This is a genomic window from Deinococcus sp., from assembly GCF_025362455.1.
In the GTDB taxonomy this organism is placed as follows: Bacteria; Deinococcota; Deinococci; order Deinococcales; family Deinococcaceae; genus Deinococcus.
Map to the genome: position 1 here is coordinate 1 of NZ_JANYGJ010000135.1, position 23096 is coordinate 23096.

At 66.9% G+C, this 23096-nt stretch carries 20 protein-coding genes; 10 read left to right on the plus strand and 10 right to left on the minus strand.

Features of this window, described 5'->3' with window-relative positions:
- Positions 1-261 precede the first annotated feature (261 nt).
- Positions 262-1554, plus strand: a complete 1293-nt coding sequence (locus Q0R23_RS10510; protein ID WP_293912827.1) for an MFS transporter — start codon at positions 262-264, stop codon at positions 1552-1554.
- Positions 1555-1615: 61 nt separating this feature from the next.
- Positions 1616-3403 (plus strand): vanadium-dependent haloperoxidase, encoded by a 1788-nt coding sequence (locus Q0R23_RS10515; protein ID WP_293912829.1) that lies wholly within the window; start codon positions 1616-1618, stop codon positions 3401-3403.
- Between the two features lie 56 nt (positions 3404-3459).
- Here the strand turns inward: Q0R23_RS10515 and Q0R23_RS10520 are convergent, their stop codons facing one another.
- Both Q0R23_RS10520 and infC read right to left on the minus strand, forming a co-directional pair.
- Positions 3460-3726, minus strand: a complete 267-nt coding sequence (locus Q0R23_RS10520) for a glutaredoxin family protein (RefSeq protein WP_293912831.1) — start codon at positions 3724-3726, stop codon at positions 3460-3462.
- Positions 3727-3861: 135 nt separating this feature from the next.
- Complete coding sequence (infC, locus tag Q0R23_RS10525) at positions 3862-4524, minus strand: translation initiation factor IF-3 (protein ID WP_293912858.1); 663 nt, start codon at positions 4522-4524, stop codon at positions 3862-3864.
- A gap of 515 nt (positions 4525-5039) precedes the next feature.
- Here infC and Q0R23_RS10530 point away from each other — a divergent pair.
- The 3 genes from Q0R23_RS10530 to Q0R23_RS10540 all read left to right on the plus strand — a co-directional run bounded on the left by Q0R23_RS10530 (position 5040) and on the right by Q0R23_RS10540 (position 9736).
- Positions 5040-7859, plus strand: coding sequence for an amylo-alpha-1,6-glucosidase (locus Q0R23_RS10530; RefSeq protein ID WP_293912833.1), 2820 nt, complete (start codon positions 5040-5042; stop codon positions 7857-7859).
- A gap of 562 nt (positions 7860-8421) precedes the next feature.
- Complete coding sequence (locus Q0R23_RS10535; protein ID WP_293912835.1) at positions 8422-9093, plus strand: NUDIX domain-containing protein; 672 nt, start codon at positions 8422-8424, stop codon at positions 9091-9093.
- 58 nt (positions 9094-9151) lie between these two features.
- Positions 9152-9736, plus strand: coding sequence for a GNAT family protein (locus Q0R23_RS10540; RefSeq protein ID WP_293912837.1), 585 nt, complete (start codon positions 9152-9154; stop codon positions 9734-9736).
- Between the two features lie 89 nt (positions 9737-9825).
- On the opposite strand, the gene Q0R23_RS10545 is transcribed toward Q0R23_RS10540, so the two are convergent.
- Positions 9826-11244, minus strand: coding sequence for an NAD(P)/FAD-dependent oxidoreductase (locus Q0R23_RS10545; RefSeq protein WP_293912839.1), 1419 nt, complete (start codon positions 11242-11244; stop codon positions 9826-9828).
- 147 nt (positions 11245-11391) lie between these two features.
- Here Q0R23_RS10545 and Q0R23_RS10550 point away from each other — a divergent pair, with 147 nt between their 5' ends.
- The 4 genes from Q0R23_RS10550 to dxs all read left to right on the plus strand — a co-directional run bounded on the left by Q0R23_RS10550 (position 11392) and on the right by dxs (position 15447).
- Complete coding sequence (locus Q0R23_RS10550) at positions 11392-11859, plus strand: GNAT family N-acetyltransferase (RefSeq protein WP_293912841.1); 468 nt, start codon at positions 11392-11394, stop codon at positions 11857-11859.
- Positions 11856-12461 carry a pyridoxamine 5'-phosphate oxidase family protein gene (locus Q0R23_RS10555; protein WP_293912843.1) on the plus strand — a complete coding sequence of 202 codons (606 nt, stop codon included), beginning with the start codon at positions 11856-11858 and terminating at the stop codon, positions 12459-12461. Before Q0R23_RS10550 ends, Q0R23_RS10555 begins: the two co-directional genes overlap by 4 nt.
- A gap of 184 nt (positions 12462-12645) precedes the next feature.
- The gene (locus Q0R23_RS10560; RefSeq protein ID WP_293912845.1) at positions 12646-13308 is read left to right on the plus strand and encodes a hypothetical protein; all 663 of its coding nucleotides are present in this window, start codon (positions 12646-12648) and stop codon (positions 13306-13308) included.
- Positions 13309-13560: 252 nt separating this feature from the next.
- On the plus strand, positions 13561-15447 hold the full coding sequence (gene dxs / locus Q0R23_RS10565) for a 1-deoxy-D-xylulose-5-phosphate synthase (protein ID WP_293912860.1): 1887 nt from the start codon (positions 13561-13563) through the stop codon (positions 15445-15447).
- A 79-nt stretch (positions 15448-15526) separates the two neighbouring features.
- On the opposite strand, the gene Q0R23_RS10570 is transcribed toward dxs, so the two are convergent.
- The 5 genes from Q0R23_RS10570 to Q0R23_RS10590 all read right to left on the minus strand — a co-directional run bounded on the left by Q0R23_RS10570 (position 15527) and on the right by Q0R23_RS10590 (position 20154).
- On the minus strand, positions 15527-16666 hold the full coding sequence (locus tag Q0R23_RS10570; protein ID WP_293912847.1) for an HD domain-containing phosphohydrolase: 1140 nt from the start codon (positions 16664-16666) through the stop codon (positions 15527-15529).
- On the minus strand, positions 16609-17022 hold the full coding sequence (locus Q0R23_RS10575; protein WP_293912849.1) for a hypothetical protein: 414 nt from the start codon (positions 17020-17022) through the stop codon (positions 16609-16611). Before Q0R23_RS10575 ends, Q0R23_RS10570 begins: the two co-directional genes overlap by 58 nt.
- A 373-nt stretch (positions 17023-17395) precedes the next feature.
- On the minus strand, positions 17396-18427 hold the full coding sequence (locus Q0R23_RS10580) for a PIN domain-containing protein (protein WP_293912851.1): 1032 nt from the start codon (positions 18425-18427) through the stop codon (positions 17396-17398).
- 12 nt (positions 18428-18439) lie between these two features.
- A complete protein-coding gene (gene radA, locus Q0R23_RS10585; RefSeq protein ID WP_293912853.1) occupies positions 18440-19810 on the minus strand; it encodes a DNA repair protein RadA in 1371 nt (456 codons plus the stop codon).
- Positions 19810-20154 carry a DUF2087 domain-containing protein gene (locus Q0R23_RS10590; protein WP_293912854.1) on the minus strand — a complete coding sequence of 115 codons (345 nt, stop codon included), beginning with the start codon at positions 20152-20154 and terminating at the stop codon, positions 19810-19812. The genes radA and Q0R23_RS10590 overlap by 1 nt, the downstream gene beginning before the upstream one ends.
- Positions 20155-20489: 335 nt before the next feature.
- Here Q0R23_RS10590 and Q0R23_RS10595 point away from each other — a divergent pair, with 335 nt between their 5' ends.
- Positions 20490-22061, plus strand: a complete 1572-nt coding sequence (locus tag Q0R23_RS10595) for a radical SAM protein (RefSeq protein WP_293912855.1) — start codon at positions 20490-20492, stop codon at positions 22059-22061.
- 52 nt (positions 22062-22113) lie between these two features.
- Here Q0R23_RS10595 and Q0R23_RS10600 read toward each other — a convergent pair whose 3' ends face one another.
- Positions 22114-22779 carry a DUF1648 domain-containing protein gene (locus Q0R23_RS10600; RefSeq protein ID WP_293912856.1) on the minus strand — a complete coding sequence of 222 codons (666 nt, stop codon included), beginning with the start codon at positions 22777-22779 and terminating at the stop codon, positions 22114-22116.
- Positions 22776-23069 carry an autorepressor SdpR family transcription factor gene (locus tag Q0R23_RS10605; RefSeq protein ID WP_293912857.1) on the minus strand — a complete coding sequence of 98 codons (294 nt, stop codon included), beginning with the start codon at positions 23067-23069 and terminating at the stop codon, positions 22776-22778. Before Q0R23_RS10605 ends, Q0R23_RS10600 begins: the two co-directional genes overlap by 4 nt.
- Positions 23070-23096 lie beyond the last annotated feature (27 nt).

The window sequence follows — 23096 nt, forward strand, 5'->3', positions numbered from 1 at the left end:
CCCGGCGCCGTGCTGGAGGTGCTCCCCAGCCCCGGCCAGGCCGCCGTCAGCACCAGGCCGCTCAGCGCCACCCCGAACATGATGGTCAAGATGAGCAGCACGCTCTCCAGGGGCCGACTCCGCAGCGAACGGTAAGCTTGAACCATGACCCAGCATACCATAGGCAGACTATGATTATGGTGAACGCCGGGGCGGCTGACCCTATCTGCCTGACCCACCGGCCTGACCCATTTGCGTACCCCGGCGCGGCATACTGGATTCATGACCTCTTCACTTGCGCCGAACGGTGCGCAGCCTCTGGCGCCGCCGAGCCCCTGGACCCTCTCGGCCTTCTGGTTCGGCACCTCGTTCATGTGGCTGGTGGTACTGCTGATTCTGATGCCCGCCAACATATTGACCTTCGTAGGTGAGGCCAGCAAGGGCACTTATCTGGGCCTGGCAGGCGGCATCATCGCGGTGGTGGGCCTGGTGTTGCCGCCGATTGTCGGCAGTTATTCTGACCGTATCGGCAAGCGGCTGCCGCTGATGCGCCTGGGGCTGGGCGTCAACCTGGCCGGACTGGCGGTCATGGCGCTGGCGGCCACGGCCCTCAGTGGCATGGGCGGCTACTGGGTCTACGTGCTGGGGCTGCTGCTGGTGCAGTTCGGCAACAACTACGCCACCGCGCCCTACAGCGCCCTGGTGCCGGAACTGGTGCCCGTAGGGCAGCGCGGACGCTACAGCGGCGTGATGGGGATGCTTCAGGGGCTGGGCCAACTGCTGGGCGGCGTGGCGGCGCTGGTGGTGGGGCTGCTGAAATTGCCGGGCCTCGTCAGCTTCGTGCTGATCGCCGTGATCCTGACCACCAGCGCCGTGGTGACGCTGCGCGGCGTGCCGGAAACGACCATCAGGCCGGTGGTGACGGAGAACAGACACTATGGCCTGGACCTGGCGCAACTGCGGCAACTCTTCGCCCACCAGCCGTTCCTGTGGGTCTTTATCACCCGCGCCCTGTTCGCGCTGGGTCAGTACAGCGTGCAGCCGTTTCTGAACTACTACACCAAGGACGTGCTGGCGCAAAAAGACCCCGGCCTGGCGACCAGTATTCTGCTGCTGACCATCATTCTCGCCTCGGTCTGCACCACGCTCATCGGCGGCAGGGTCAGTGACCGGATCGGGCGCAAGCCGGTGATCTACGTGGCGGGCAGCCTGATGGCGGTGATGGCGCTGGCGCTGCTGATCGCGCCGAGCTTCTACGCGGCGCTGGGGGTGGCTTTCTTTTTCGGACTGGGCTTCGGGGCCTTTACCAGCGTGGACTGGGCGCTGGGCTCGGACGCCATGCCGAGTCAACGCAACTACGCCCGCGACATGGGCATCTGGCACGTCGCCTTCGTGGGGCCGCAACTCTTCGAGACGCCGCAGGGCGCCCTGCTCGACTGGGGCAACAGACAGGGCGGTAACCTGGGCTACACGCTGGTCTTCGGCGTCGCGGCGCTGTGCTTCATTCTGGGTGTGATTCTGGTCCGCAACGTGCCGGAAACGGTGGGCGGCAAACGGGTGCAGGCCGCGACCTGAGCCGGGCGTGATTAAGCCTGAATAGAGCGACCCGAAGTGTCATTTCGGTTAAGATCAGCTCATGAAGATCGGGTTCAGGGCTGGCGCCGGAGTTTCCCCTGTCGGTAAGTTCGCGGCCCTGGGCTCGGCGCTGATGCTGACCCTGACGGGCTGCCCTGGGCCGACCCCACCGACGCCTCAACCCTTCACCATCTGCAACCTCAGCACGCAAGACTGGCGCACCATCGAAGACCCGGCGCACTCCGAGGCCCGCATCTGGGACGAGCTGGCGCTGAACGCCGTCCGCAACGTCTTGCCGCAGCCGACCCAGCATGCCCGGACGCTGTATCACCTCTCGGCGGCCATGTACGACGCCTGGGCGGTCGGCGACAGCGCGGCGCAGGGCGTGTATTTCACCGAGAAGCACGTCCTGAGCCCGGCACAACTGAACGAAACGCTGGCCTTCGCGGCGCGGCGGGTGCTGAGTGCGCGCTACAAGGGGCTGGTGCCCGGCCTGGCCGACTGCTTTGCCATCCGGCTCAGGCACGCGGGCTACGATCCGGCCAGTACCGCCGCGCTGGGCGACTCGCCCGCCGCGCTGGGCAACCGGATCGGGCAGGCCGTGCTGGACGCGGGCAACGCCGACGGCGCCAACGAGGCCAACAAGTACGCCGATACCAGCGGCTATCAGCGCCAGAATGAGCCGCTGGTGCTGATCGAGGGTTACAAACCTCCGGCCAGCCCGGATCACTGGCAGCCGCTGCAACTCTCGACGCCGTTTACCCAGAACGGCATCGCCCAGGCGCCCAACACGCCCCAGCCGTTCGTGGGTGCCAACTGGGGCAATGTCAGGCCCTTCGCCATGACCCGCCAGGGCCGCTTCTACCACGATCCGGGTCCGGCGCCCAGCCTGAGCAGTCCGCTGATGCGCTCGCGCTGGATTCCGGATCTGCTGCGCCACCAGGCCGATCTGGACACCACCTCGGCGGCCACCATCGACCTCTCTCCGGGCAAACTGGGCAACAACCCGCTGGGCACCAACGACGGCAGCGGCCACCCGATCAATCCCAAAACCGGGCAGCCCTACGCCGCCAACGTGGTCAGACTGGCTGATTTCGGGCGCGTCATCGCCGAGTACTGGGCCGACGGACCGCGCTCCGAGACGCCGCCGGGCCACTGGAACGTGCTGGCCAACGGCGTCACCGACGACCCATCATTCGAACGCCGTCTGGGCGGCAGCGGGCCTGAACTGAGTGCCCTGGAATGGGACGTCAAGCTGTACCTGACGCTCAACGGCGCCCTGCACGACGCGGCCATCACCGCCTGGGAGATCAAGCGCCAGACCGACACCGCCCGCCCAATCTCGCTGGTGCGCTACCTGGCGGCGCAAGATATGGCGGGCCTGAGTCTGGAGCCGGGGCTGGTCGAGGTGCAGGGCGGCACGCTCAGGGTCAAAAGCTGGCGCTCCGGCTCCGGCGTGCAGTGGCAAGACGCTTCGCAGTGGACGCCGTACCAGCGCTCTGATTTCGTTTCACCGGCCTTCCCGGCCTTCGTATCGGGCCACTCGACCTTCAGCCGCGCCGCCGCCGAGGTGCTGAGCGACCTGAGCGGCTCGGCCTTCTTTCCCGGTGGGCTGCGAGAGGTCGTGGCCGCGCCCGGCTTCGTCAAAACCGACGCCGCCAGCAACGTCGGTGCCGTGCGGCTCCAGTGGGCCACCTACAATGACGCCGCCGACCAGGCCGGACAGTCGCGCATCTGGGGCGGTATTCACCTGGAAAGCGACGATCTGGTGGGCCGCAGACTGGGTCAGCAGGTTGGCCTGGACGCGGTGAAAAAAGCCAGGCAGTACTTTGCGGGAACGGCCAGGTAGGTATTCAGGCCCACACGAAACGGACGGGCCAGCCTGCACCCGTTCGCTCGCTACGCTTACGCCAGCCCGGCCTTGTTCAGAAACTCGTTCATCTTGACGATTGAAAACCCGCTGAGGCTCTGGGCCACGTCGCCGTGAACCAGGGTGGGCACGCTGCGCTTGCCGCCGTTGACGCGCATGACGATCTCGGCGGCGTCCTCGACTTCCTCGATGTTGATTTCGGTGTAGGCGATGCCTTTGCTGTCCAGCGCCCGCTTGACGGCCTTGCAGTCGGAGCACCAACTGGTGGTGTACATGGTGATGGGGGTAGAGGTCTGAGTCATGCTTTGGATTCTAAAGGACTTTTTGCCGCGCAGAGAAGCCGGGGCCACAAAGCCTGCGCAACACCGGATGGGCAGGGCACGAAAAAAGAGCCGCGACCAACAGGCCGGGCTCCGGGTGGGTGAAATGGAAACCGTCTAGGCGGTGGCCGCTTCCGGCGCGGTGGGCTCCGGGGCAACAGCCGGGGCGTCCACAGCCGTCACCTGATTCTGAGCGTCGCCGCCCAGTTCAGACATACTCAGCTCAGGCGTGTCGCCCTCGCTGGCGTGAACATCACCGCCGGGCTTCCTGGGCACTTTGGGAATCATGATCATGTTCATGTCCATGCCCATCATGTTGGGCGGGCTTTCGGGCTGCCCGACCTCTGAGAGCGTGTCGGCCACGCGCACCAGAATGCGCTCACCGAGTTCCGGATGGGTCCGCTCACGGCCACGGAACATGATGGTGACCTTGACCTTGTGGCCCTCTTCCAGAAAGCGCTTGACGTGGTTGGTCTTGGTTTTGAAGTCGTTGGCGTCGATCTTGACGCGGAACTTGATGGCCTTGACGTCCTGAGAACGTGCCCGCTTGCGGGTATCCTTCTCGTTTTGCTGCTGCTCGAAGCGGAAACGACCATAGTCGAGTAACTTGCAGACGGGCGGCACGGCTTGCGGACTCACCATCACCAGATCGAGGTTCTGCTCGCGGGCCATGGTCATGGCCTCCCTGGTGTCGATGATGCCGATCTGCTCCCCGGCACCGCCGATCAGGCGGATCTGGCGAACCCGGATCTGGTCGTTGACTTTATGATCTTTCGCTATAAATCATCACCTCCGCCGCGCCCTGCCTGGCTCACGTCTCCCGTGAGGGCGGGGCGGCTGTCCCCTGAACACTCGGCGCGAAACATCGGCTGAGTCAGGGATAGACGGAGTATTTTAGCACGCAGGCTGCGTGGCAACAGGGGTGCGTGCTCTCCTTTCGCGGGCATATGGCACGCGGCCTGCCTGGAAGGCCAGCCAGCGAGCCGAGGCAGTGGGCGCGGCGCAGGAAGGCAATGGCTGCCGAAGTACGATCCCCACCCACTGCCCCCACCCACTGCGCGGGAACCCCCTCTCCTGCTGGGCGGCGCGATCAAAGGGGACTGAGCGGCGCGGTCCAAAGGGAAGCCGAAAGCACCCCCACAGGTCTTTCGGCTCCCTTTTGAGTAAAGTTGGCTGCGAAGCGGACGGAGGGATTTCTTTGGGCTGGCAGAGCCAACGTGCTGACGTTGCCCACCCCCACTTCCCACCCATCTGCCCATCCCTCACACGACCCGGCGGTATGCTGGAAGGCAGCTATGCCAAACTCCAGTGCGCCAAACTCCAGTGCGCCGCATGTTCACCGGCTCGGACCAGAGGCGGCCCGTGACCTCTCGCGTGAGGTGCTGCTCACCGACGGGCTCGGCGGCTTTGCGCTGTGCAGCCCCGCCGGGGTGCCGACCCGCCGCTACAGCGGCCTGAGCGTGGCCCACCGCCCGCCGGGTGAGCGGCGCGTGATGTTCGTCTCGGCGCTCGAAACCCTGCGCGTCGGTGAGCAGATGTGCGAGCTGCACGCCTTCGAGGTCGCGCCCGGCACCACCGAGGGCCAGGGCCTGAGCGTGCTGTGCGGCGTAAGGTTGTGTGACCTGCTGCCGGAGCGCGAACAACAGGTGTTGGGCCTGCGGATTCGGCGGCGCAGCGTGATGCCCCGGCATTCCGGCGCCCTGGTGCTCTTGTACGACATCGAGGCGCCGCATCTGCGCATCGGCGACGAGGCGAGCCTGACGCTGGGCGGTCTGTTCGTGGACCGCGACATGCACGAGGTGCAGCGCAACCCCGCCGAGCTGACTTTTGAGCGTGCGGGCAACACCGTGCATGTCAGGGGCAAGGCGCATCAGACCAGGCTGTATCTGCGTGCGGATACCGGGGCTGAGATTACGCCACTGAGCATCAGAGCGCAGCCGCAGCGACTGCACTACCGCTTCGAGGCGCAGCGCGGTGAAGCCGATACGGACCGGGCCACGCGGGCCGATCTGTGGTCCATCGAGTTGCTGCCGGGCCTCAACCGCGTCGCGCTGGTGATCGAGGGCCTGGAGACGCACATCGAAGACCCCTGGGCCGCCTACGACCAGGAGGCTGAGCGCCGCGCCGAACTGGTCAGCAGGGCTTACGCGGCCTCCGGCGTGCGCGACGAGGTGGTCGCCACCCTCAGCGTGGCCGCCGACGCCTTTTTGGTGCGTCGCCAGAGCACCCAGAGCCCCAGCGTGATCGCCGGATACCCCTGGTTCGCCGACTGGGGCCGCGACAGCATGATCGCCCTGCGCGGCCTGACCCTGCTGACCGGCAGACTGGAAGAGGGCCTGGGCGTGCTCGACACCTTCCTGAACTCGCTGCGCGGCGGCCTGATTGCCAATAACTTCAGCGATGACGCAACCGGCGCAGACGGCACAGGTGCGAGTTATAACACCGTGGACGGCTCGCTGTGGCTGGCCACCACGCTGGAAAAACTGGTCGAGGCCAGCGGCAACCCGGCGCTGACCCGGATGGCCCTGGGCGCGGTGCGGGGCATTCTGGGCGAGTACGCACGCGGCACGGCCCACGGCATCGGCATGGACAACGCCGACGGCCTGCTGAGTGCGGGTCAGGCGGGCACCCAGCTCACCTGGATGGACACCAAGATTCACGACTGGGTGCTCACGCCCCGGCACGGCAAACCGGTGGAAATTCAGGCGCTGTGGCTCGCGGCCCTGGGCGCCGAACTGCGGCTCAGCCACCTGGCGGGCGAGGAAAGCGAGTTCTCCGGCGTGCTGCACTCCGCCCGGCAGTCGTTCGGGCAGTTCTGGAACCCGGCCACCAACTACCTCCACGACCTGCTGGCGCCCGACCATTCACAAAACTATTCACAAAGCAGCCGCCCGGAAAGCAGCCTGTACCGGCAGGGGCCGCACACCGCGCCGCCCAATTCGCAGATTCGCCCCAACGCCCTCATCGCCCTGGCGCTGCCGGACACCCCGGCCAGCCCCGGCCAGGTCGGCGCGGCGCTCAGCGTGGCAGCCCGCGACCTGCTGACGCCGCTGGGGCTGCGCACCCTGGCGCCCAGCGACCCCGACTACCGCCCCGACTACGGCGGCCACCGCCTGACCCGTGACGCCGCCTACCACCAGGGCACCGTCTGGCCCTGGCTGATCGGCGCTTACAGCGAGCTGAGTGTGCAGCAGGGCCAGGTCTCGGAAGCCCGCGCCGCCCTGAGCGGCCTGGTGGGGCACCTCTGGGAAGCGGGGCTGGGTTCGGTCAGCGAGGTGGCCAGCGCAGGCAGCCTCACGCCGGGCGGCTGCCCCTTTCAGGCCTGGAGCGTGGCCGAAGTGCTGCGTGCCCACGTGATGGTCAGCCTGGCCGAGCGGGCGCAGGTTCAGGCCAGCCAGGCAGCCGTCCGGGCTCAGAGTCGGCCTCGCGGCGAGATCCAGAAACCGGCCCGGAAGCAGCCGGTCAGCGCGGGCGGTGTCACAAAATCCAAAGGTAAAACAGCCGGGGCACAACCTGTGCCGAAACCCGGACCCACCACAGAGCCCAAATCCGCCAGGCCACCGAGCGCTCCGGCCAGCCTATCTCCGCTGCCACTTGCCGAGCTGCCGCAGTTACCGAAAGCTGAGCGCGCCCGGTCTGAGCCGCCCGCCCTGCCACTGTTCACACGGCCACTGTCCACACTGCCCCTGTCTCACCTCCCCCTGTCTCAACGGCCACTGTCCACACTGCCTCCGTCAAAACTACCGCTGCCCACACGGCCACCCACACCATTGCCCCAGCCCGAACAGCCTCCGGCGCCCGGACCTGCCCCGGTGTATGGGGCTGCCCAGGGCTACGAGCGCGGCCCGGCGGCAGGGCGGCTCCCGCGCCTGGGCTCGCTGAACCTGCCGCCGAGCACGCTGGGCGACATCGGCTCCTCGACGCTGGGGCCTGCCGACCTGACGACCGGCAGCGGCCTGATGGGCCTGGCGCTGATGCCTGGGCCGCTGCCGGTCACCCTGCCTCAGTCGCCGCACCTGCCGGGCCGGATCGAGCAGGCCGAGCCCAAGCCGCTCCCTGAACTCGACGAACCCATGAGCGTCGAAGACCCGGACGTGATCGAGCCGCTGACGTAAGTGGCGCGCAGGCTTGGTGGTGCGCAGGCTTGATGGCGTGCAGGCTTGATGGTCAAGCCGAGCTGGATGTACGGCGTCAAATCCGGGGCCGGAGGATGTGTCGTGGTGAATCCGAACGCTCAGCAGCGGGCGGCTCGGCAAAAATCGACAGTTACCGTATTGCGACATTCACCGGATTGACAGTCACCGCACTGATCGTGGTGAAGGGTTCTATTCGGTGGCCCCTTCACTGTGCTCATGGTGACGCCGCTTTCAGGGTGGCTCTCACCGGGTTCGGCAAGCTCTCCAAGCGGCCTGAACGCCGCCAGACTCACCCGGCGACTCGTGCGGGCACCTCACACTCATCCAGCCCACCTATCCAGCCCAGACATTCAGCACACTCATCCAGTACAGACGGCGCCGACTGGCCGACTCGTCACCTGCCTCGTTACCTGCGCGGCCCGGTTTCCGGCTCAGGGTTTGACGGCTGAGCCCCAGGCGTTTAGAGTGAAGGTGTCATGCATACACTTATCCACGCCGCTCCGCTCACGCGCCCTGATTTCGCGGGTGCCGGAGCCGTGTGGTGCTGAAACTGCCGCCCCAGGCCACCCAGGTCGGACTGGCGGTGGACGTCGCCGCCTTCACCATCCACGAGGGCGTGCTGCGCTCCCTGCTGACCCTGCGCGGAAGGGTGCCGCACGCCCAGACCTGGGCTTTGCCCGGCGGCTTCGTTCTCGTGGGCGAGGAGCTGCACGAGGCCGCCCTGCGCGAGCTGCGCGACGAAACCAGCATCGAACTCGAACCGCGCCACCTGGAGCAGTTTTTTACCTTCGGCGCCATCGGGCGCGACCCGCGTGGGCGCATCGTCAGCGTGGCGCACCTGGCGGTCTTGCCGCACGGCACGGTGCCTGTCATGGCCGGGGCGAGCACCCTGCACGCCGACTGGTTCCCGGCCCACCAGCCGCCGCCGCTGGCCTTCGACCACGCCCTGATTCTGGGCCGGGCCATCAAGCGGCTGCAACTGCGGCTCGAATACGCCAATCTGGCGCTCGACTTTCTGCCCGAAACCTTCACGCTGCCAGAGTTGCAGAATGTGCACGAGGCGATTCTCAACCGCTCGCTCGACAAGCGCAATTTCCGTAAACGCCTGCTGGCCCAGGGCATCCTGACGCCCAGCGGTGAGCGCCGCAGCGGTGTGGGCCGCCCCGCGCAACTCTACCGCCGCGCCAGGAGTGTGCGCACCGGACTGCTTTAGACGATTGATAGGTCATCTGGACGATAGGCCCGCGCCCGATGGCCGTCTATGCTGATTCATGCCCCTGCACCCTGTCATGACCGGAGAGAACGTCCACCTGGCCCGCCTGCGCCGCGAGAACCTGCCGCAGATCATCAGGCCGTTTGCCAATCTGGAGCTGACGACCTATATCGGTGGTCGCGGATGGACCGCCAGCGAAGCCGAGCAGGCCGAGTGGCTGGACAAGAACCTCAAGAATCCTGCCGACGGCATGCTGTTCGGTATCTACGACTTCGGCGAAACCCTGATCGGCGGCGTGGACCTGCGCGGAATCGATTACCGAACCGGCACCGCCGAACTCGGCATCGCCCTCTACGAACCCGAAATCTGGGGCGGCGGCTACGGCTCGGAGGCCGTTCGCCTGATCTGTCAGTACGGCGCCTTTCACCTGGGGCTGCACAACATCATGCTCAAGGTCTTCGGTTTCAACGTTCGGGCCATCCGGGCCTACGAAAAGGTCGGCTTCCGCGAGATCGGGCGCCGCCGCGAGGCCGTGCGGCTCGGCCAGGAGCGCTTCGACGAGGTATACATGGACCTGCTGACGAGCACGCTGGACCTGAGCGCGTTGCGGCGTCAGATCAGGCAGTTACCGGCGCTGGACTGAAGTATTCGTCATCCTGAACGCAGTGAAGGATCTCGCTGTTACACGACGAGCGCTTCTGCTCCGAGCAGACCTGCGTTTCGGCAGACTCTCTACCTGAACTCACGGAGCGCCAACTGCGCCGCCCAGTACCCGGCCATGCCGTGAACGCCGCCGCCGGGTGGGGTGCTGGCGCTGCACAGATACACCCCCCCAACCGGCGTGCGGTACGGCTGGGCGCTCAGCACCGGGCGGGCCAGCAGTTGCCACAGGCTGTTGGCGCCGCCGCCCACATCGCCGCCGACCAGATTCGAGTTCGACGCCTGCAAGGTGGCCGGGCTACTGACCGTGCGGCCCAGCACCAGTGACTGGAAACCGGGGGCGGAGCGCTCGATCTGGGCTTCGAGCTGCGGCAGGGCGTCCTGCTGAGTGGCGTTGGGCACGTGGCTGTAGGCCCAGACGGTGTGCCCCCCGGCAGGCGCCCGGCTGGGATCGGCCAGGCTCTGCTGGGCCAGCAGCACATACGGCGCCCCACTCAGTCGGCCCCGGTGCGGCGCAGCCTCGGCGCGGGTCAGGCTGGCCAGGTCGCCGCCCAGGTGGACGGTTCCGGCGCGGCCTACTTGCGGGTCCGTCCAGGGCAGCGGGGCGCTCAGGGCGTAGTCGACTTTGAAGGAGCCGGGGCCGTAGCGGAATCGGCGCAGGCGCTGAACATACGACTCCGGCAACCGGCCCTGCGCCAGTTCCAGCAGCGCGGGCGGCCCCACGTCGAGCAGGGTCAAGTCGGCGGGCGGCAACTCACGCAGATGTTGAACGGGGGTATTCAGCGTCACTTCCCCGCCCAGGAACCGGAAATAGCCGACCAGCGCGTCGGTCAGGGCCTGGGCGCCGCCCTGGGGGAAGGGCCAGCCGCGAGCGTGCCCGGCGCCGCCCAGCATCAGCGCGAAGGCGGTCGTGCCCGGCGAGGTCAGCGGCAGGACGCTGTGGGCCGCCAGCCCGCCCAGCAGGGCGCGTGCCCGCTTTGTCTTGAACATTCGGGCCAGCAGCGTAACCGGTGGCAGCGCCCGGATTCCAAACCGCGCCAGCAGCAGCGGGTGCTCTGGGACATGCAGCAGCGGCCTGAGAAACTCGCTCATCAGGTCGTCCCAGTGCTCTACCAGCGGCTCCATCAGGCGGCGGTAGAGGGGACCGTCCGGGCCGAGGTGATCGGCGGTCTCATCGAGGCTGCGAAACAGCAGGGCCGAGTCATGGTCCAGCGGATGCGCCAGCGGCAACTCCGGCTGTATCCAGCGCAGCCCGAAAGCGTGCAGCGGCAGGGTGCAGAAAAAGGGACTGCTGATTGCCAGCGGATGCACCGCGCTGCCCAGGTCGTGAATAAAGCCTGGCAGGGTCAGCTCGCCGCTGCGCAGGCCGCCGCCGAGGGTGCCCTGGCCTTCCCACAGCCGCACGCGCAGCCCCGCCTGGGCGAGCACAATGGCCGCCGCCAGGCCGTTGGGACCGCTACCGACGACATTCGCGCTGCGAGGAGAAGCCATAGGTGATGATGGCAGGTTCGGGGCGCAGGCGGGATGTGGGGAGGGTGGAGAGTGAGTAGAAGATGCGCCGGGATCAGCCAGACGCGCAGGCCCGCTGAGCACCTTGAGCCGAGGACTCCACCGACGTTTCTGAACTATGCTGAGTTCATGTCCACACCGACCGTCCGCGAACTCACCGGCCCGGACGTGGCTTTGGCTCACGCGGCCCTCCTCGAATTGCGGCCCCACTCTCCGGCGATGACCAGCCCGGCAGCCTTGCAAGCCTGGGTCGAGGCGCACCCAGACGGCTACCGACTGATGGGCAGCTTCGAGGACGGTCCAGACGGTGAAGATACGCAGGCCGCTGCCGCCCTCGGCTTCCGGGTCATGACCACGCTCTACCGGGGCCGCCAGCTCTACACCGACGATCTGGTGACCTTGCCGCTTGCAAGGGGTCAGGGTCACGCCCGCGCCCTGCTGGCCTGGGCCGAGGCGCGGCGGCTGGGGTGCGCCAGCGTAGAACTCGATTCGGGCGTGCAGCGATACGCGGCGCACCGGCAGTACCTCAAGTTCGGCCTGGACATCACCAGCCACCATTTCGGCAAGGTACTGGATGTCAGCGGGGCGCGGGCGTGAGCGGCTACTACGATCCGTTGACCCGCAGCCCCGCCCGCAGCCGCCGCCCGATGAACCGCCGTGACGACGAATGGATTCACGCCCTGCTGGCCAGGCTGACCCTCTGCCGGATCGCCACCGTCTGGTCCAGCGAGGACGGCCCGGACGGTACCGGCACGCTCACACCGTTCATCAACCCCACCAGCTTCGTCTACCGGCCAGAGGCGCACGACATCATCTACCATTCCAACCGGGCCGGGCGGCTGCGGGCCAACGCCGAGCACCGGGAGAGGGCCACCTTCGAGGCCAGCGAAATAGGCCGTTTTCTGCCCAGCAACGATCCGCTCGAACTGGGCGTGCAGTACCGCAGCGTCGTCGCCTTCGGCACGCTGAGGATTCTGGAGGGCGAGGCGGCGCGGGAGGCGCTTTACGCCCTGTGCGCTCACGTGTTTCCGGCGCTGCGGCCCGGCGCCGAGATGCAGCCGATCAGTGACGAGCAACTGGAGCGCACCAGCGTCTATTCGCTGGGTATCGAGCAGTGGAGCGGCAAGGAAAACTGGGCCGAGATGGCCGATCAGAGCAGCGACTGGCCCCCGTTGAGCGCGGAGTTGCTAGGCGGTTGAGGTGCAGGGTCAAAGCGGGCGCAATGTCAACCGGATTTCATGTCAGCAGTCGTCAACACAGGGGCTATTTGACGCCCACCTTGCTCACCCAGACCGCTCCCGCCGCCCCGCTTGAACCAAATACCCCCTAAAACCACAACAACACAGACAAATTTCTGCCCGCCGTCCCGGTATGCTAGGCAGCATGATCCGCTTCCCTCTGCTTCTCGCCCCTGCGCTGCTGCTGGCAGCCTGCACGCCGCGCCAGACGGTGACCGCCGCGCCGATCAGCGGCCAGACCGCCGTCAGCAGCGTGTCGTTTTACCCGAAAGAAACCGGCCTGAACTGGACCTACCTGCCCGAAGGCGAGAGCGGCGGCCCGCTGTATACCCTCAAGGCACTGGGGCCGACGCTGTTTGGCAGCGCCCAGGTGTCGGCCTTTGAACTCACCGGACGCGGCGCCCAGCAGACCTGGTACCGACAGATCGACAGCAGCGGCCAGAAATTGTTGGGCTTTCGCAAACCCGGCCTGACCGTGACCCTGACCCCGCCCTGGAACGAGTGGCCCGCCAGCAACGACTGGAAAGTCGGCCTGACCTGGACCGGCACCACCACCGCCCGGCTGCGCTCGGACGACGCCCGCGTCGATCAGTCGGGCAGCGTGACTTACCTGTACAACGTGCTGGAGCAGCGCCAGGTCACGGTGCGAGATCAGGCGTTCAAGGTCTGGGTGGTCAACCGCCAGGTCACCGATACGCTCGGCGGCGTGTTTCCGGCCTCCGAAACCATCTGGTTCGCGCCCTTCGTCGGCGACGTGCGCACCGCCGAGGCCCTGCTGCTGAGCAGCCGCAATTTCAAGAGCAACTGATGAAGATTCCGATTGAATCCCGGCGGTTTTGGGATTCAATCCGACTTGACGGCAGAAGGAAGCAGGATACGGATTTCGCGGCGTGGAGTACGTGCAGCGCGGGTTTGCGGAGTGTACGGAGCAGAGTCGGAATCCGTACGAGCAGCGCCAGGGAGGGTTACCGTGAACGACAGGAGAAAAAGTCTTCAGAGCGTCCAGCGTCCAGCCGCTTTACTCGGAACGCCGCCGACGCGGCTGCCGCCCGCGCCGCTGGTGCGCTCCGGCAGCAGCCTCAGCCCGCTGCTGGACCGGGTGTCTTCGCCTGAGGAACTCAAGACCCTCAGCGTCGAGCAGCTTCCCCAACTGGCCCGTGAGATCCGCGACGAGATCGTGCGGGTGTGCAGCGTGGGCGGACTGCACCTGGCCTCCTCGCTGGGCGCCACCGACCTGATCGTGGCCCTGCATTACGTGCTGAACTCGCCCCACGACAAGATTCTGTTCGATGTGGGGCACCAGGCGTATGCCCACAAGATTCTGACCGGGCGGCGCGGCCAGATGAGCACCATCAAGAAGGAAGGCGGCCTGTCGGGCTTTACCCGCGTTTCCGAGTCGCCGCACGACGTCAGCACGGTGGGCCACGCCAGCACCTCGCTGGCCAGTGCGCTGGGCACGGCGCTGGCCCGCGACGCGCTGGGGCAAAGCTACAAAGTCGCCGCCGTGATCGGTGACGGCGCCCTGACCGGCGGCATGGCCCTGGCGGCGCTCAACACCATCGGCGACAAGCAGCCGAACATGCTCGTGGTGCTCAACGACAACGAGATGAGCATTTCCGAGAACGTCGGGGCCATGAGCCGCTTCATGCGCGGGCTGCAAGTCCAGAAGTGGTTTCAGGAGGGCGAGGGCGCCAGCAAAAAGGCGCTGAGTTCATTTTCCAAGCCGCTGGCCGACATGCTCAGCCGGGTCAAGAGCAGCACCCGGCACTTCTTCGACCCGGCCAGCATCAACCCGTTTGCGGCGATGGGCCTGCGCTACGTCGGACCGGTCGACGGCCACGACGTCATCGAGATGGCCTGGCTGATGGAACGCCTGCTCGACCTCGAAGGCCCGACCATCCTGCACGTCGCCACCCGCAAGGGCAAGGGCCTGGACTTCGCCGAGGCCGACCCGATCAAGTGGCACGGCCCGGCCCAGTTCGACCCCGTGACGCACGAGTTCGCCGCCGCCAAGAGCAGCTACTCGTGGAGCAACGCCTTCGGCGACGCCGTGACCGAGCTGGCCCGGCTCGACCAGCGGCTGTTCGTGATTACCCCGGCCATGCGCGAGGGCTCCGGCCTGGTCGAGTACAGCAAGGTCCATCCCAGCCGCTATCTGGACGTGGGCATCGCCGAGGAGGTGGCGGTCACGGCGGCGGCGGGGATGAGCCTTCAGGGCCTGCGCCCGGTGGTCGCCATCTACTCCACCTTCCTGCAACGCGCCTACGACCAGGTGCTGCACGACGTGGCCATCGAGCACCTGCCGGTCATCTTCGCCATCGACCGGGCCGGGGTGGTCGGCGCCGACGGCGCCACCCACAACGGCGTGTTCGATCTGTCGTTTCTGCGCAGCATTCCCGGCCTCAGCATCGGGCTGCCCAGAGACGCCGCCGAGCTGCGCGGCATGCTCAAAGGGGCGCTGGAACGCGGCGGGCCGGTGGCGATCCGCTACCCACGCGGCAACACGCCCCGCGCCGAAGTCGGCACCTGGCCGGAGCTGGCCTGGGGCAGTTGGGAGCGCCTCAAGCCCGGCGGCGAGGTGGTGGTGCTGGCGGCGGGCAAGGCGCTCGAATACGCCGAAGCGGCGCTGCGCGACGTGCCCGGCGTGGGCCTCGTCAACGCCCGCTTCGTCAAGCCGCTCGACGGCGCCATGCTGCGCGAGGTCGCGCTCAGTGCCCGCGCCCTGGTTACCGTGGAGGACAACACGGTGGTGGGGGGCTTCGGCGCCGCCATTCTCGAAGCCCTCAGCGCCCTGGGCCTGAGCACCCCGGTGCGCGTGCTGGGCGTGCCCGACGAGTTTCAGGAACACGCCACCGTCGAGCGGGTGCATGCACTGTCGGGCATGGACGCCCAGGCGATCCGCACCGTACTGGCCGAGCTGGGCGTTGCGGTGCCGATCGAGTTGTAAGGGAGATGGTGGGCTGCCCTGTGAGCTTGCCCAGGTGAGCGGCCCGGCGGCGCTTTGAACGTTTTCGCGTTTTCGCAGGCTAGGCGCTCTCCTGACGCCCCTCCCCGGTAGACTGGGCGACGAGGGTCACGCTGCTGAGCACCTCCAGCGCGACCTCGATCACCTGCGGGTCGAACTGGATGCCGGACTGGGCGGCGAGTTCGGCCAGGGCGTCGGGCACGCTCCAGGCGGCCTTGTAGGGGCGCAGGTGGGTCAGGGCGTCGAAGACGTCGGCCACCGCCACGATGCGGGCGGCGAGCGGAATGGCCTCACCCGACAGGCGCCGGGGATACCCCTTGCCGTCCCAGCGCTCATGGTGTGAGTAGGCGATCTGCTCGGCTAGCCTCAGCAGGTGGCTGCTGCCGCCGGAGAGCATCCGCGCCCCGATCTCGGCGTGGCCCTGCATGCGCCCGTATTCTTCCGGCGTCAGCTTGCCCGGCTTGAGCAAGATGGTGTCGGAAATGCCGATCTTGCCCACGTCGTGCAGCCGCGCCGCCGCGCTGAGCAGCTCGGTTTCTGCCTGTGCATAACCCAGGCGCCGGGCAATCGCGGCGCTGTACTGCACGACGCGCCAGGTGTGCTGGCCGGTGGTGTCGTCCCGAAACTCGGCGACCACCGCCAGGCGGGTCACCACCTCAAGCTGGGCGAGTTCCAGGCTGCGGGTGCGCTCCTGCACCTGGGCCTCGGCCTCGCGGCGGGCGTCCTCGGCGGCCAGCAGCCGCAGGTGAATCAGCCCGGCCTCGTGTTGGGCGCGTTCCAGATTGAAACGGCTGGTCATGGCGCTGACCTGCTCCGAGGCGTCGGCGCCGAGCAGTTCGCGCTCCTTGTGGTAGAGCTGCTCGAAATGGTCCAGGGCCTGAAGGCTGTCACCGCCGCGTTTGTGCAACTGATACAGCGAGCGGTGGAGATCGACCTCGGCCTTGGGGCGGCCTACCGTCTGCGCCAGCACCAGGGCGCCGCCGAGTTCCTGCGTGGCCTGGGCGACCTCACCGAGCTGTTCGAGCACCTCACCCAGATGCATCCGGGCGTCGAGCTGGCCTTCGAGGTCGCCGATCTGCGCCGTGATCCGCACGGCCTGACGGTAGGCCACCGCCGCCGCCGCTGGCTGCCCGCCCTGCATGCTCAGGCGCCCCAGGCCGTCGAGTGCCAGCGCCTCGATGCGGCCCTGCCGGTAGCCCACACGGTCGAGCGCCCGCTCGATAGGTAGGAGTGGACGTTGCGCTCGATCTTCATGGATTTGAGCGTCTGGGCACTGAGCGTCTGAGATTTCTGGCTCTGAGATTTCTGGCTCTGGGCGTTCTGGCTCTGGCTGGCCGGATCATGGTCGAAGCCCAGCAGGGCCAGGCCCGTCGCCGCGTCGAAGCTCATGACCTGGGCGCCGTACTGGGCGGCCAGGCTCTGAGAGGTCTGTTCAGCGGTGGACACCTGCGCCAGGTAGGCCGGGTGATACGCCTGAACAGTGGGCGCGGCGCTCTGGCTACAGGCGGCCAGCAGCAACCCGGAGAGGAGTGGCGCGAGAACGGACACCCTGGACACGGGCCGCTCCTGTACAGGTGATTTCTGGGCAGGTAAGTTCTGGGCAAAAGACTTCACACCTCACGTTCTTCTCGAAAACTTCTCAGAAGACTATGGAGTTTTTTGCACGTTTCCTCTCGTATGGCCAACGGTCGGCGTCCTTACCTTCATGAGTCGGGGGTATATCGCATAAGCTGCCCGGCGTTCTGGCGCAAGCCGGGCAGTCAGTTAAAGAAGTCATGAATGCTTGTAGACGAACAGCCGGACAATAGAAGTTGAAGATGGCCTTAAGGTCACGGCTTAGCCGTCTCAGCCAGTCGGCCCTGCCGTTCAGAGAAGCTGCGCTGAGCGTGGGCTGAAGCCGGTTTCGCGGCGGCGTATGGTTGGCCCGGCTTCAGCCGTTGGCCAGCTCCTCGTCGCGGTCGGGCTTGGCGAAGATCATGCGGCCCACGTTGGTCTGGACGTTGTTGACCACCACCACCCGCGCCACCCTTCCCTTGAGCTTCTGGCCGTCCTCGACGACGATCATGGTGCCGTCTTCGAGGTAGGCCACGCCCTGCCCGGCCTGCTGTCCGCCCTTGCTGACGGTGACCGTGAGAATGTCGCCCGGCTGGAGCTGGGGGCGCAGCGCCACCGCCGCCTCGTTTAAGCTCAGCACCGTCAGGCCGTGCAGCTTGGCGATCTTGCTGAGGTTGGTGTCGTTGGTCATCAGTTTGGAGCCGGTCTCGCGGGCCAGCCTCACCAGTTTGTCGTCCACGGTGCTCAGCTCGGTGGTGTCCCAGTCCTCGATGCGCAGCGCCGTGACCTGGCGCAACTCCTCGAGGACGTTCAGGCCGCGCTTGCCCCGGATGCGGCGCTGGGGGTCGCCGTGATCGGCCAGCAGTTGCAGTTCGCGCAGAATGAAGCTGGGCACCACCAGTTCGCCGTCGAGAAAGCCCGCCCGCGCCAGGTCCACGATCCGCCCGTCGATGATGATGTTGCTGTCGATGAGTTTGCCGCCCATCTTCTTGCGCGGCCCCGGCCCGAATCCGGCGAAGGCCTCGGCGTTGCGCACCGCAAAGGTGACGAAAAAGGCCGCCAGCACCGCCGTAATCACGATATTCCACCACCACTGATACACCGGCACGTTGCCCAGCAGGTTGCCCAGCAGCACGCTGACCAACAGCGCGATGACGAAACCGAAGGTCGCCGCCGTGACGGTGCGCGGCGAGATGCGGGCGTACCGGGCCGCCGCCCGCTCGGCCAGGCCCGTGTAGCGGCGCTCGACGCGCGAGACGATCAACAGCGTGACCAGCAGTCCGGCCAGCATCAGCGAGAGGGTATTGATGAGCTGGGCGCCCGGCGAGGAGGCGGGCGGCAACCAGCGGCTTACAGTCCAGCCGAGCAGCAGTCCCAGGAGCAGCGTCAGAACACGGACAGCGGGCATTGAGCGTCCAGTCTACACGCCGCCGCGTGCCCCGGCACTCTGCCAGACCACACCCAGCGCCGCTTCTACACTCACGACTCCGCCGTCCTGGCCCCGGCCCTCAGAGAGCCCCGGCGGCACCACCAGTCGGGGGTAGCCGCTGCGGCGGGCCTCCTCGGCGCGGCGGGCCTGACCGGTCACGGCCCGGACCTCACCGGCCAGCCCGACTTCCCCGAAGACCGCCACGTCGCCCGGCAGCGCCTTGCCGACCACCGCCGAGTACACCGCCAGCGCCACGGCCAGGTCGAGTCCGGGGTCCATGACCTTGAGGCCGCCCGCCAGGTTGACGTAGATGTCCAGCCCGCCCAGATTCAGGTCAAGGCGGCGCTCCAGCACGGCCAGCACCACATCCACCCGGCGCGGATCGAGGCCGACGACCACCCGGCGCGGATTCGGGTAGGGCGTGCGGGCCGCCAGCGCCTGCACTTCCAGCAGCATCGGGCGGTGGCCGTCTAAGGTGGCAGCGACCACGCTGCCAGGCACGCCGACGGGGCGCTCGGCCAGAAAGGCGGCAGAGGGGTTGTCCACGGCGATGAGGCCCTCGCCGCGCATCTCGAAGACGCCCAGTTCACCGGCCTGCCCGAAGCGGTTTTTGACCGAACGCAGGAGCCGGTACTGCCCCACCGTTTCTAAAAAGACGGTGGTGTCCACGATATGCTCCATCACCTTCGGCCCGGCCACCGTCCCGTCCTTGGTGACGTGGCCGACCAGCACGGTGGCGCAGCCGGATTCCTTGGCGGCGCGGGTCAGCAAACTGGTCGCCTCGCGCACCTGGGCCACGCCGCCCGAAGCGCCGTCGCCGTCGATCTGGACGGTCTGGATGCTGTCGACGATGCACAGCGCGGGCCTGTGCTCGTGCATCAGCGCGGCGATGTGCTCGGCGCGGGTGTCGCGGGTAAGCTGAATATCGCCCACGACGCCCAGCCGGTCGGCCCGCAGGCGAATCTGCTCCAGCGATTCCTCGCCCGCCACGTACAGGACGGTGTGGCCCGCCAGGCACATCCGGTCAGCCACCTGAAGCAGCAGCGTGGACTTGCCGATGCCCGGCTCGCCGCCCATCAGGGTCACGCCGCCCGCCACCAGGCCGCCGCCCAGCACCCGGTCGAGTTCGATCAGGCCGCTGGATAATCTGGGTTCCTCGCGCCGCCCGACGCTGGAGAGGCCGGTGAGTTTGCCGCCCGACACGCCGCCGTAGCCGCTCTGGGCCTTTTTACCCGTACCGGTGGGCGCAGGGGCCTGCTCCTCGAAGCTGTTCCAGGCCTGGCACTCCGGGCAGCGTCCCAGCGGCTTGGACGCCTGGTAGCCGCACGACCCGCAGACGTAGGTGGTCAGGACGCGGGCCACTATTTTTTCTGACCCACGTCTCGGTTCTTCCGGACCGGTTCCATCGTCACGTCGGGCACGCTCTGGACCTCGCCGGTCGGGCGGCTACCGGCTTTCCAGTACCCCTCGCCGTCGGTCATCAGGTAATCGCCGTCCACCAGTTCGCGGCGCAGCAGGCCCAGGTCGTCCATCACGGTCTTTTCGCCCAGAAAGCGGTCCAGTTCGGCCTCGCTGTAGCGCTTGCCACCTTCGAGCTGGGCAGACAGGTAACTCAGGATAGCGAGTTGGTGGGCGCGGCGGCGGTCACTCGGCCAGCCGGTGATGCGGCCCCGCGAGTCCTGAAAGTCGATGATACTTTTGGTCATACCCTCGATGGTAGCGGGTTTGGGGGCGGGAAACTGGAAGGAGGGGTGGGGAGGCCCAGGGGAAAATACGTCGGTGGGCTGTTGTAGGCGGTGGTCAACGAGAACGCCGTCCCCATGCGGTGTACCGAGAGACCTCTGGCTCCTGATACGTTGTGGACGCCCTGCCCACCTCCCCTGCCTCCGTGCCCTGTCCCCCACTCTCACCCGCACAGGCCAGGTAAGATAACAAGCTGCGGCGCGGATGCTGGTCACTGTCCCGGCGCGGCCCCACCCGGAGGCGTTTTGAGACGAGTTGTACACTGCACTGCCCAAACTAACACCATCCAGGCCGCCTCATGAGCTACTGGCGCGATCAGATCAAACCGCTGCTGGACGCCGAGATCGGCACCATCTTCAAGCAGGCGCCCATCCGCGTCACGCTGTGCTTTCCCAATAAATACTCGGTGGGCATGGCCAGCCTGGGCTATCAGGTCATCTACCGGATGTTCAACAACGAGGAGGGCGTGGCCTGCGAACGGGCCTTCCTGCCCGACGACGTGGAGCAGTTCGAGAAGCAGAATCAGCGCCTGCCCACCGTGGAAACCGGGCGCGACGCGGGCGACTGCGCCCTGTTCGCCATGAGCGTCAGCTTCGAGCTGGACCTGACCAACATCATCCGGACGCTGGAGATTTCGGGGATGCACCCGCTGCGCTCCGAGAGAAGCGACGAGGACCCCATCGTGATGATCGGCGGGCCGCTGACCAGTTCCAACCCGTATCCGCTGACGCCCTTCGCCGATTTGATCGTGATCGGCGACGGCGAGCAGATCGTGCCGCTGATCGGCGAGGCCCTGCGCGTGGCCGAGAGCCGCGAGGACTTCTACGACCTGGTGGACGGTTCGCCTGGCATCTTCTTGCCCGCCCGGCACTCCGTCGAGCCCGGCTGGGCCACCGCGCCCAAGGAACTGCTGCCCGCCTACTCACAGATCGTGACGCCGAACAGCGAGCTGAGCAACATGTTTCTGATCGAGGCGCAGCGCGGTTGCCCACGTCCCTGCACCTTCTGCCTGGCGCGGACCATGTACGGCCCCAATCGCAACAACGGCGGCGACGAACTGCTGGAACACATTCCCGACTGGGCCACCAAGGTCGGGCTGGTGGGCGCGGCGCTGAGCGACTTTCCGCACACCAAATATGTGGGCCGGACGCTGACCGAGCGCGGCGTCAAGCTGGGCGTCAGCAGCATTCGCGCCGACACGGTGGACACCGAGCTGGCCGAGATTCTCAAGGCGGGCGGGCTGCGGACCTTCACGGTGGCCAGCGACGCGCCCTCCGAGCGGCTGCGGCGTTGGCTCAAGAAGGGCATCACCACCGAAGACCTGCTCAAGACCGCGCAGATCAGCCGCGACCTGGGTTTCAAGGGCCTCAAGGTCTACATGATGATCGGGCTGGGGCCGGAGAACGACGAAGACATCTCCGAGTTGATCTCGTTCACCAAGGATCTGGCCAAGGTCAACCGGATCGCGCTGGGCATCAGCCCCTTCGTGCCCAAGCGCCACACGCCGCACTTTCAGGACTCGTTTGCGGGCGTCAAGGTCATCGAAAACCGCCTCAAGCGCATCCAGAAGGAGCTGCGGACCACCGCCGAGCTGCGCAATGTCTCGGCCAAGTGGGCCTGGGTCGAGAGCGTCATCGCCCGTGGCGGGCCGGAAGTCGGCATGGCGGCCTACCAGATCTACCGCAACGAGAGCATCGGCGCCTGGAAAAAAGCGCTGGACGACGTGGGCTGGGTGGACCTGTACGAGTCCAACGAAAGCCGCATCGAGCTGCCCGCCGGGCGCGTGGTGCAGGGCGATTTCGGCGACCATAACCACGAGGAACTGGCTGGGAGACTGGTCAGCAGCCACGCGGAGGGGCTGGCGATCTGAGAATACCGAGTTGGACGCGGCCTTTGCGATAAGGGCCGCGTTTTTTTATGCCTCAACCCTGGGCGCTGCTGATCGGCTCAGGGTGCGGGTCTTGCTTGTAATCCAGATACGACAGGTGGTTGAGCCAGCCGACGCCGCCGAACAGGACCACCATAAAGGTCAGCGGCATGACCCACGGAAACAGCCAGGCTTCCGGAAGAACCAGGCCGACCAGGCTGCTGAGCAGGCCAAAACAGACCAGAAACAGACCGCTGCGGCGCTGGCTACGGTGCCAGGCCCGTTTGCTCAGGAAGGTCCAGCGGGTCCGGAAACCCACCCAGGGACTCGGCTGCACCTTGCCCATGACGTTGCCGAGCAGCGCGAAGAACACACCAACGCCGACCATGACGACCTTGAGCGCTCCCCAGTCGAAGGCGTACTGGGTGGTAAAGATCACGCCCAGCAGCGCCAGCGCCAGCCGCACGACGCGGATGACTCCGGCATTAGCTGGCATCGTTCGCTGGATTGCTAGCAGCGGTAGTGACACCGCCAGCAGCAGCAGCGGCAGCATGGCCAACGCCTCAAAGCGCCCGCCGTAACGATCGATTTCATTGTGGATATTCCAGTGGACCGGCACGCGTTCGGGCAGGCGGTACCAGGTCCAGACGATCAGCGCCAGGTTGAGCGTGAGCGTCAGCAGCGTCGGCCATTCTTTTTTCAAAGCATTCTGGTCGGTCACGGTCTGGCCTCCTTCGGGTCTGGGGCCGCCTCAGGTTCGCCGAAGAGGCCCAGCAGATTGGTCAGCACGTCCTGAAAGACGGTGGTGTTCAGACGGTAGAGAACGGTGGTGCCGCGTTTCTCGGTCTGCACCAGATCGGCGGCCCTGAGCACGGCAAAGTGGCCGCTGAGGGTGCTCTTGGTCAGGGGAAACAGCTCGGCCAGTTCGCCCGCCGAACGCTGACCGCCGCGCAGCTCGCGCAGAATCTCGCGGCGGGTGGGGTCGGCCAGCGCCTTGAACACGTCATTCATCAGAGGCTGCTCATCACTTCACTGGCT

Coding starts and splice junctions, on each gene's coding strand:
- Q0R23_RS10530 (WP_293912833.1), top strand. CDS start 5,040: ATGCCAAACTCCAGTGCGCCAAACTCCAGTGCGCCGCATGTTCACCGG.
- Q0R23_RS10540 (WP_293912837.1), top strand. CDS start 9,152: ATGCCCCTGCACCCTGTCATGACCGGAGAGAACGTCCACCTGGCCCGC.
- Q0R23_RS10550 (WP_293912841.1), top strand. CDS start 11,392: ATGTCCACACCGACCGTCCGCGAACTCACCGGCCCGGACGTGGCTTTG.
- Q0R23_RS10580 (WP_293912851.1), bottom strand. CDS start 18,427: ATGCCCGCTGTCCGTGTTCTGACGCTGCTCCTGGGACTGCTGCTCGGC.
- Q0R23_RS10560 (WP_293912845.1), top strand. CDS start 12,646: ATGATCCGCTTCCCTCTGCTTCTCGCCCCTGCGCTGCTGCTGGCAGCC.
- Q0R23_RS10520 (WP_293912831.1), bottom strand. CDS start 3,726: ATGACTCAGACCTCTACCCCCATCACCATGTACACCACCAGTTGGTGC.
- Q0R23_RS10545 (WP_293912839.1), bottom strand. CDS start 11,244: ATGGCTTCTCCTCGCAGCGCGAATGTCGTCGGTAGCGGTCCCAACGGC.
- Q0R23_RS10605 (WP_293912857.1), bottom strand. CDS start 23,069: ATGAATGACGTGTTCAAGGCGCTGGCCGACCCCACCCGCCGCGAGATT.
- Q0R23_RS10510 (WP_293912827.1), top strand. CDS start 262: ATGACCTCTTCACTTGCGCCGAACGGTGCGCAGCCTCTGGCGCCGCCG.
- Q0R23_RS10595 (WP_293912855.1), top strand. CDS start 20,490: ATGAGCTACTGGCGCGATCAGATCAAACCGCTGCTGGACGCCGAGATC.
- Q0R23_RS10590 (WP_293912854.1), bottom strand. CDS start 20,154: ATGACCAAAAGTATCATCGACTTTCAGGACTCGCGGGGCCGCATCACC.
- Q0R23_RS10515 (WP_293912829.1), top strand. CDS start 1,616: ATGAAGATCGGGTTCAGGGCTGGCGCCGGAGTTTCCCCTGTCGGTAAG.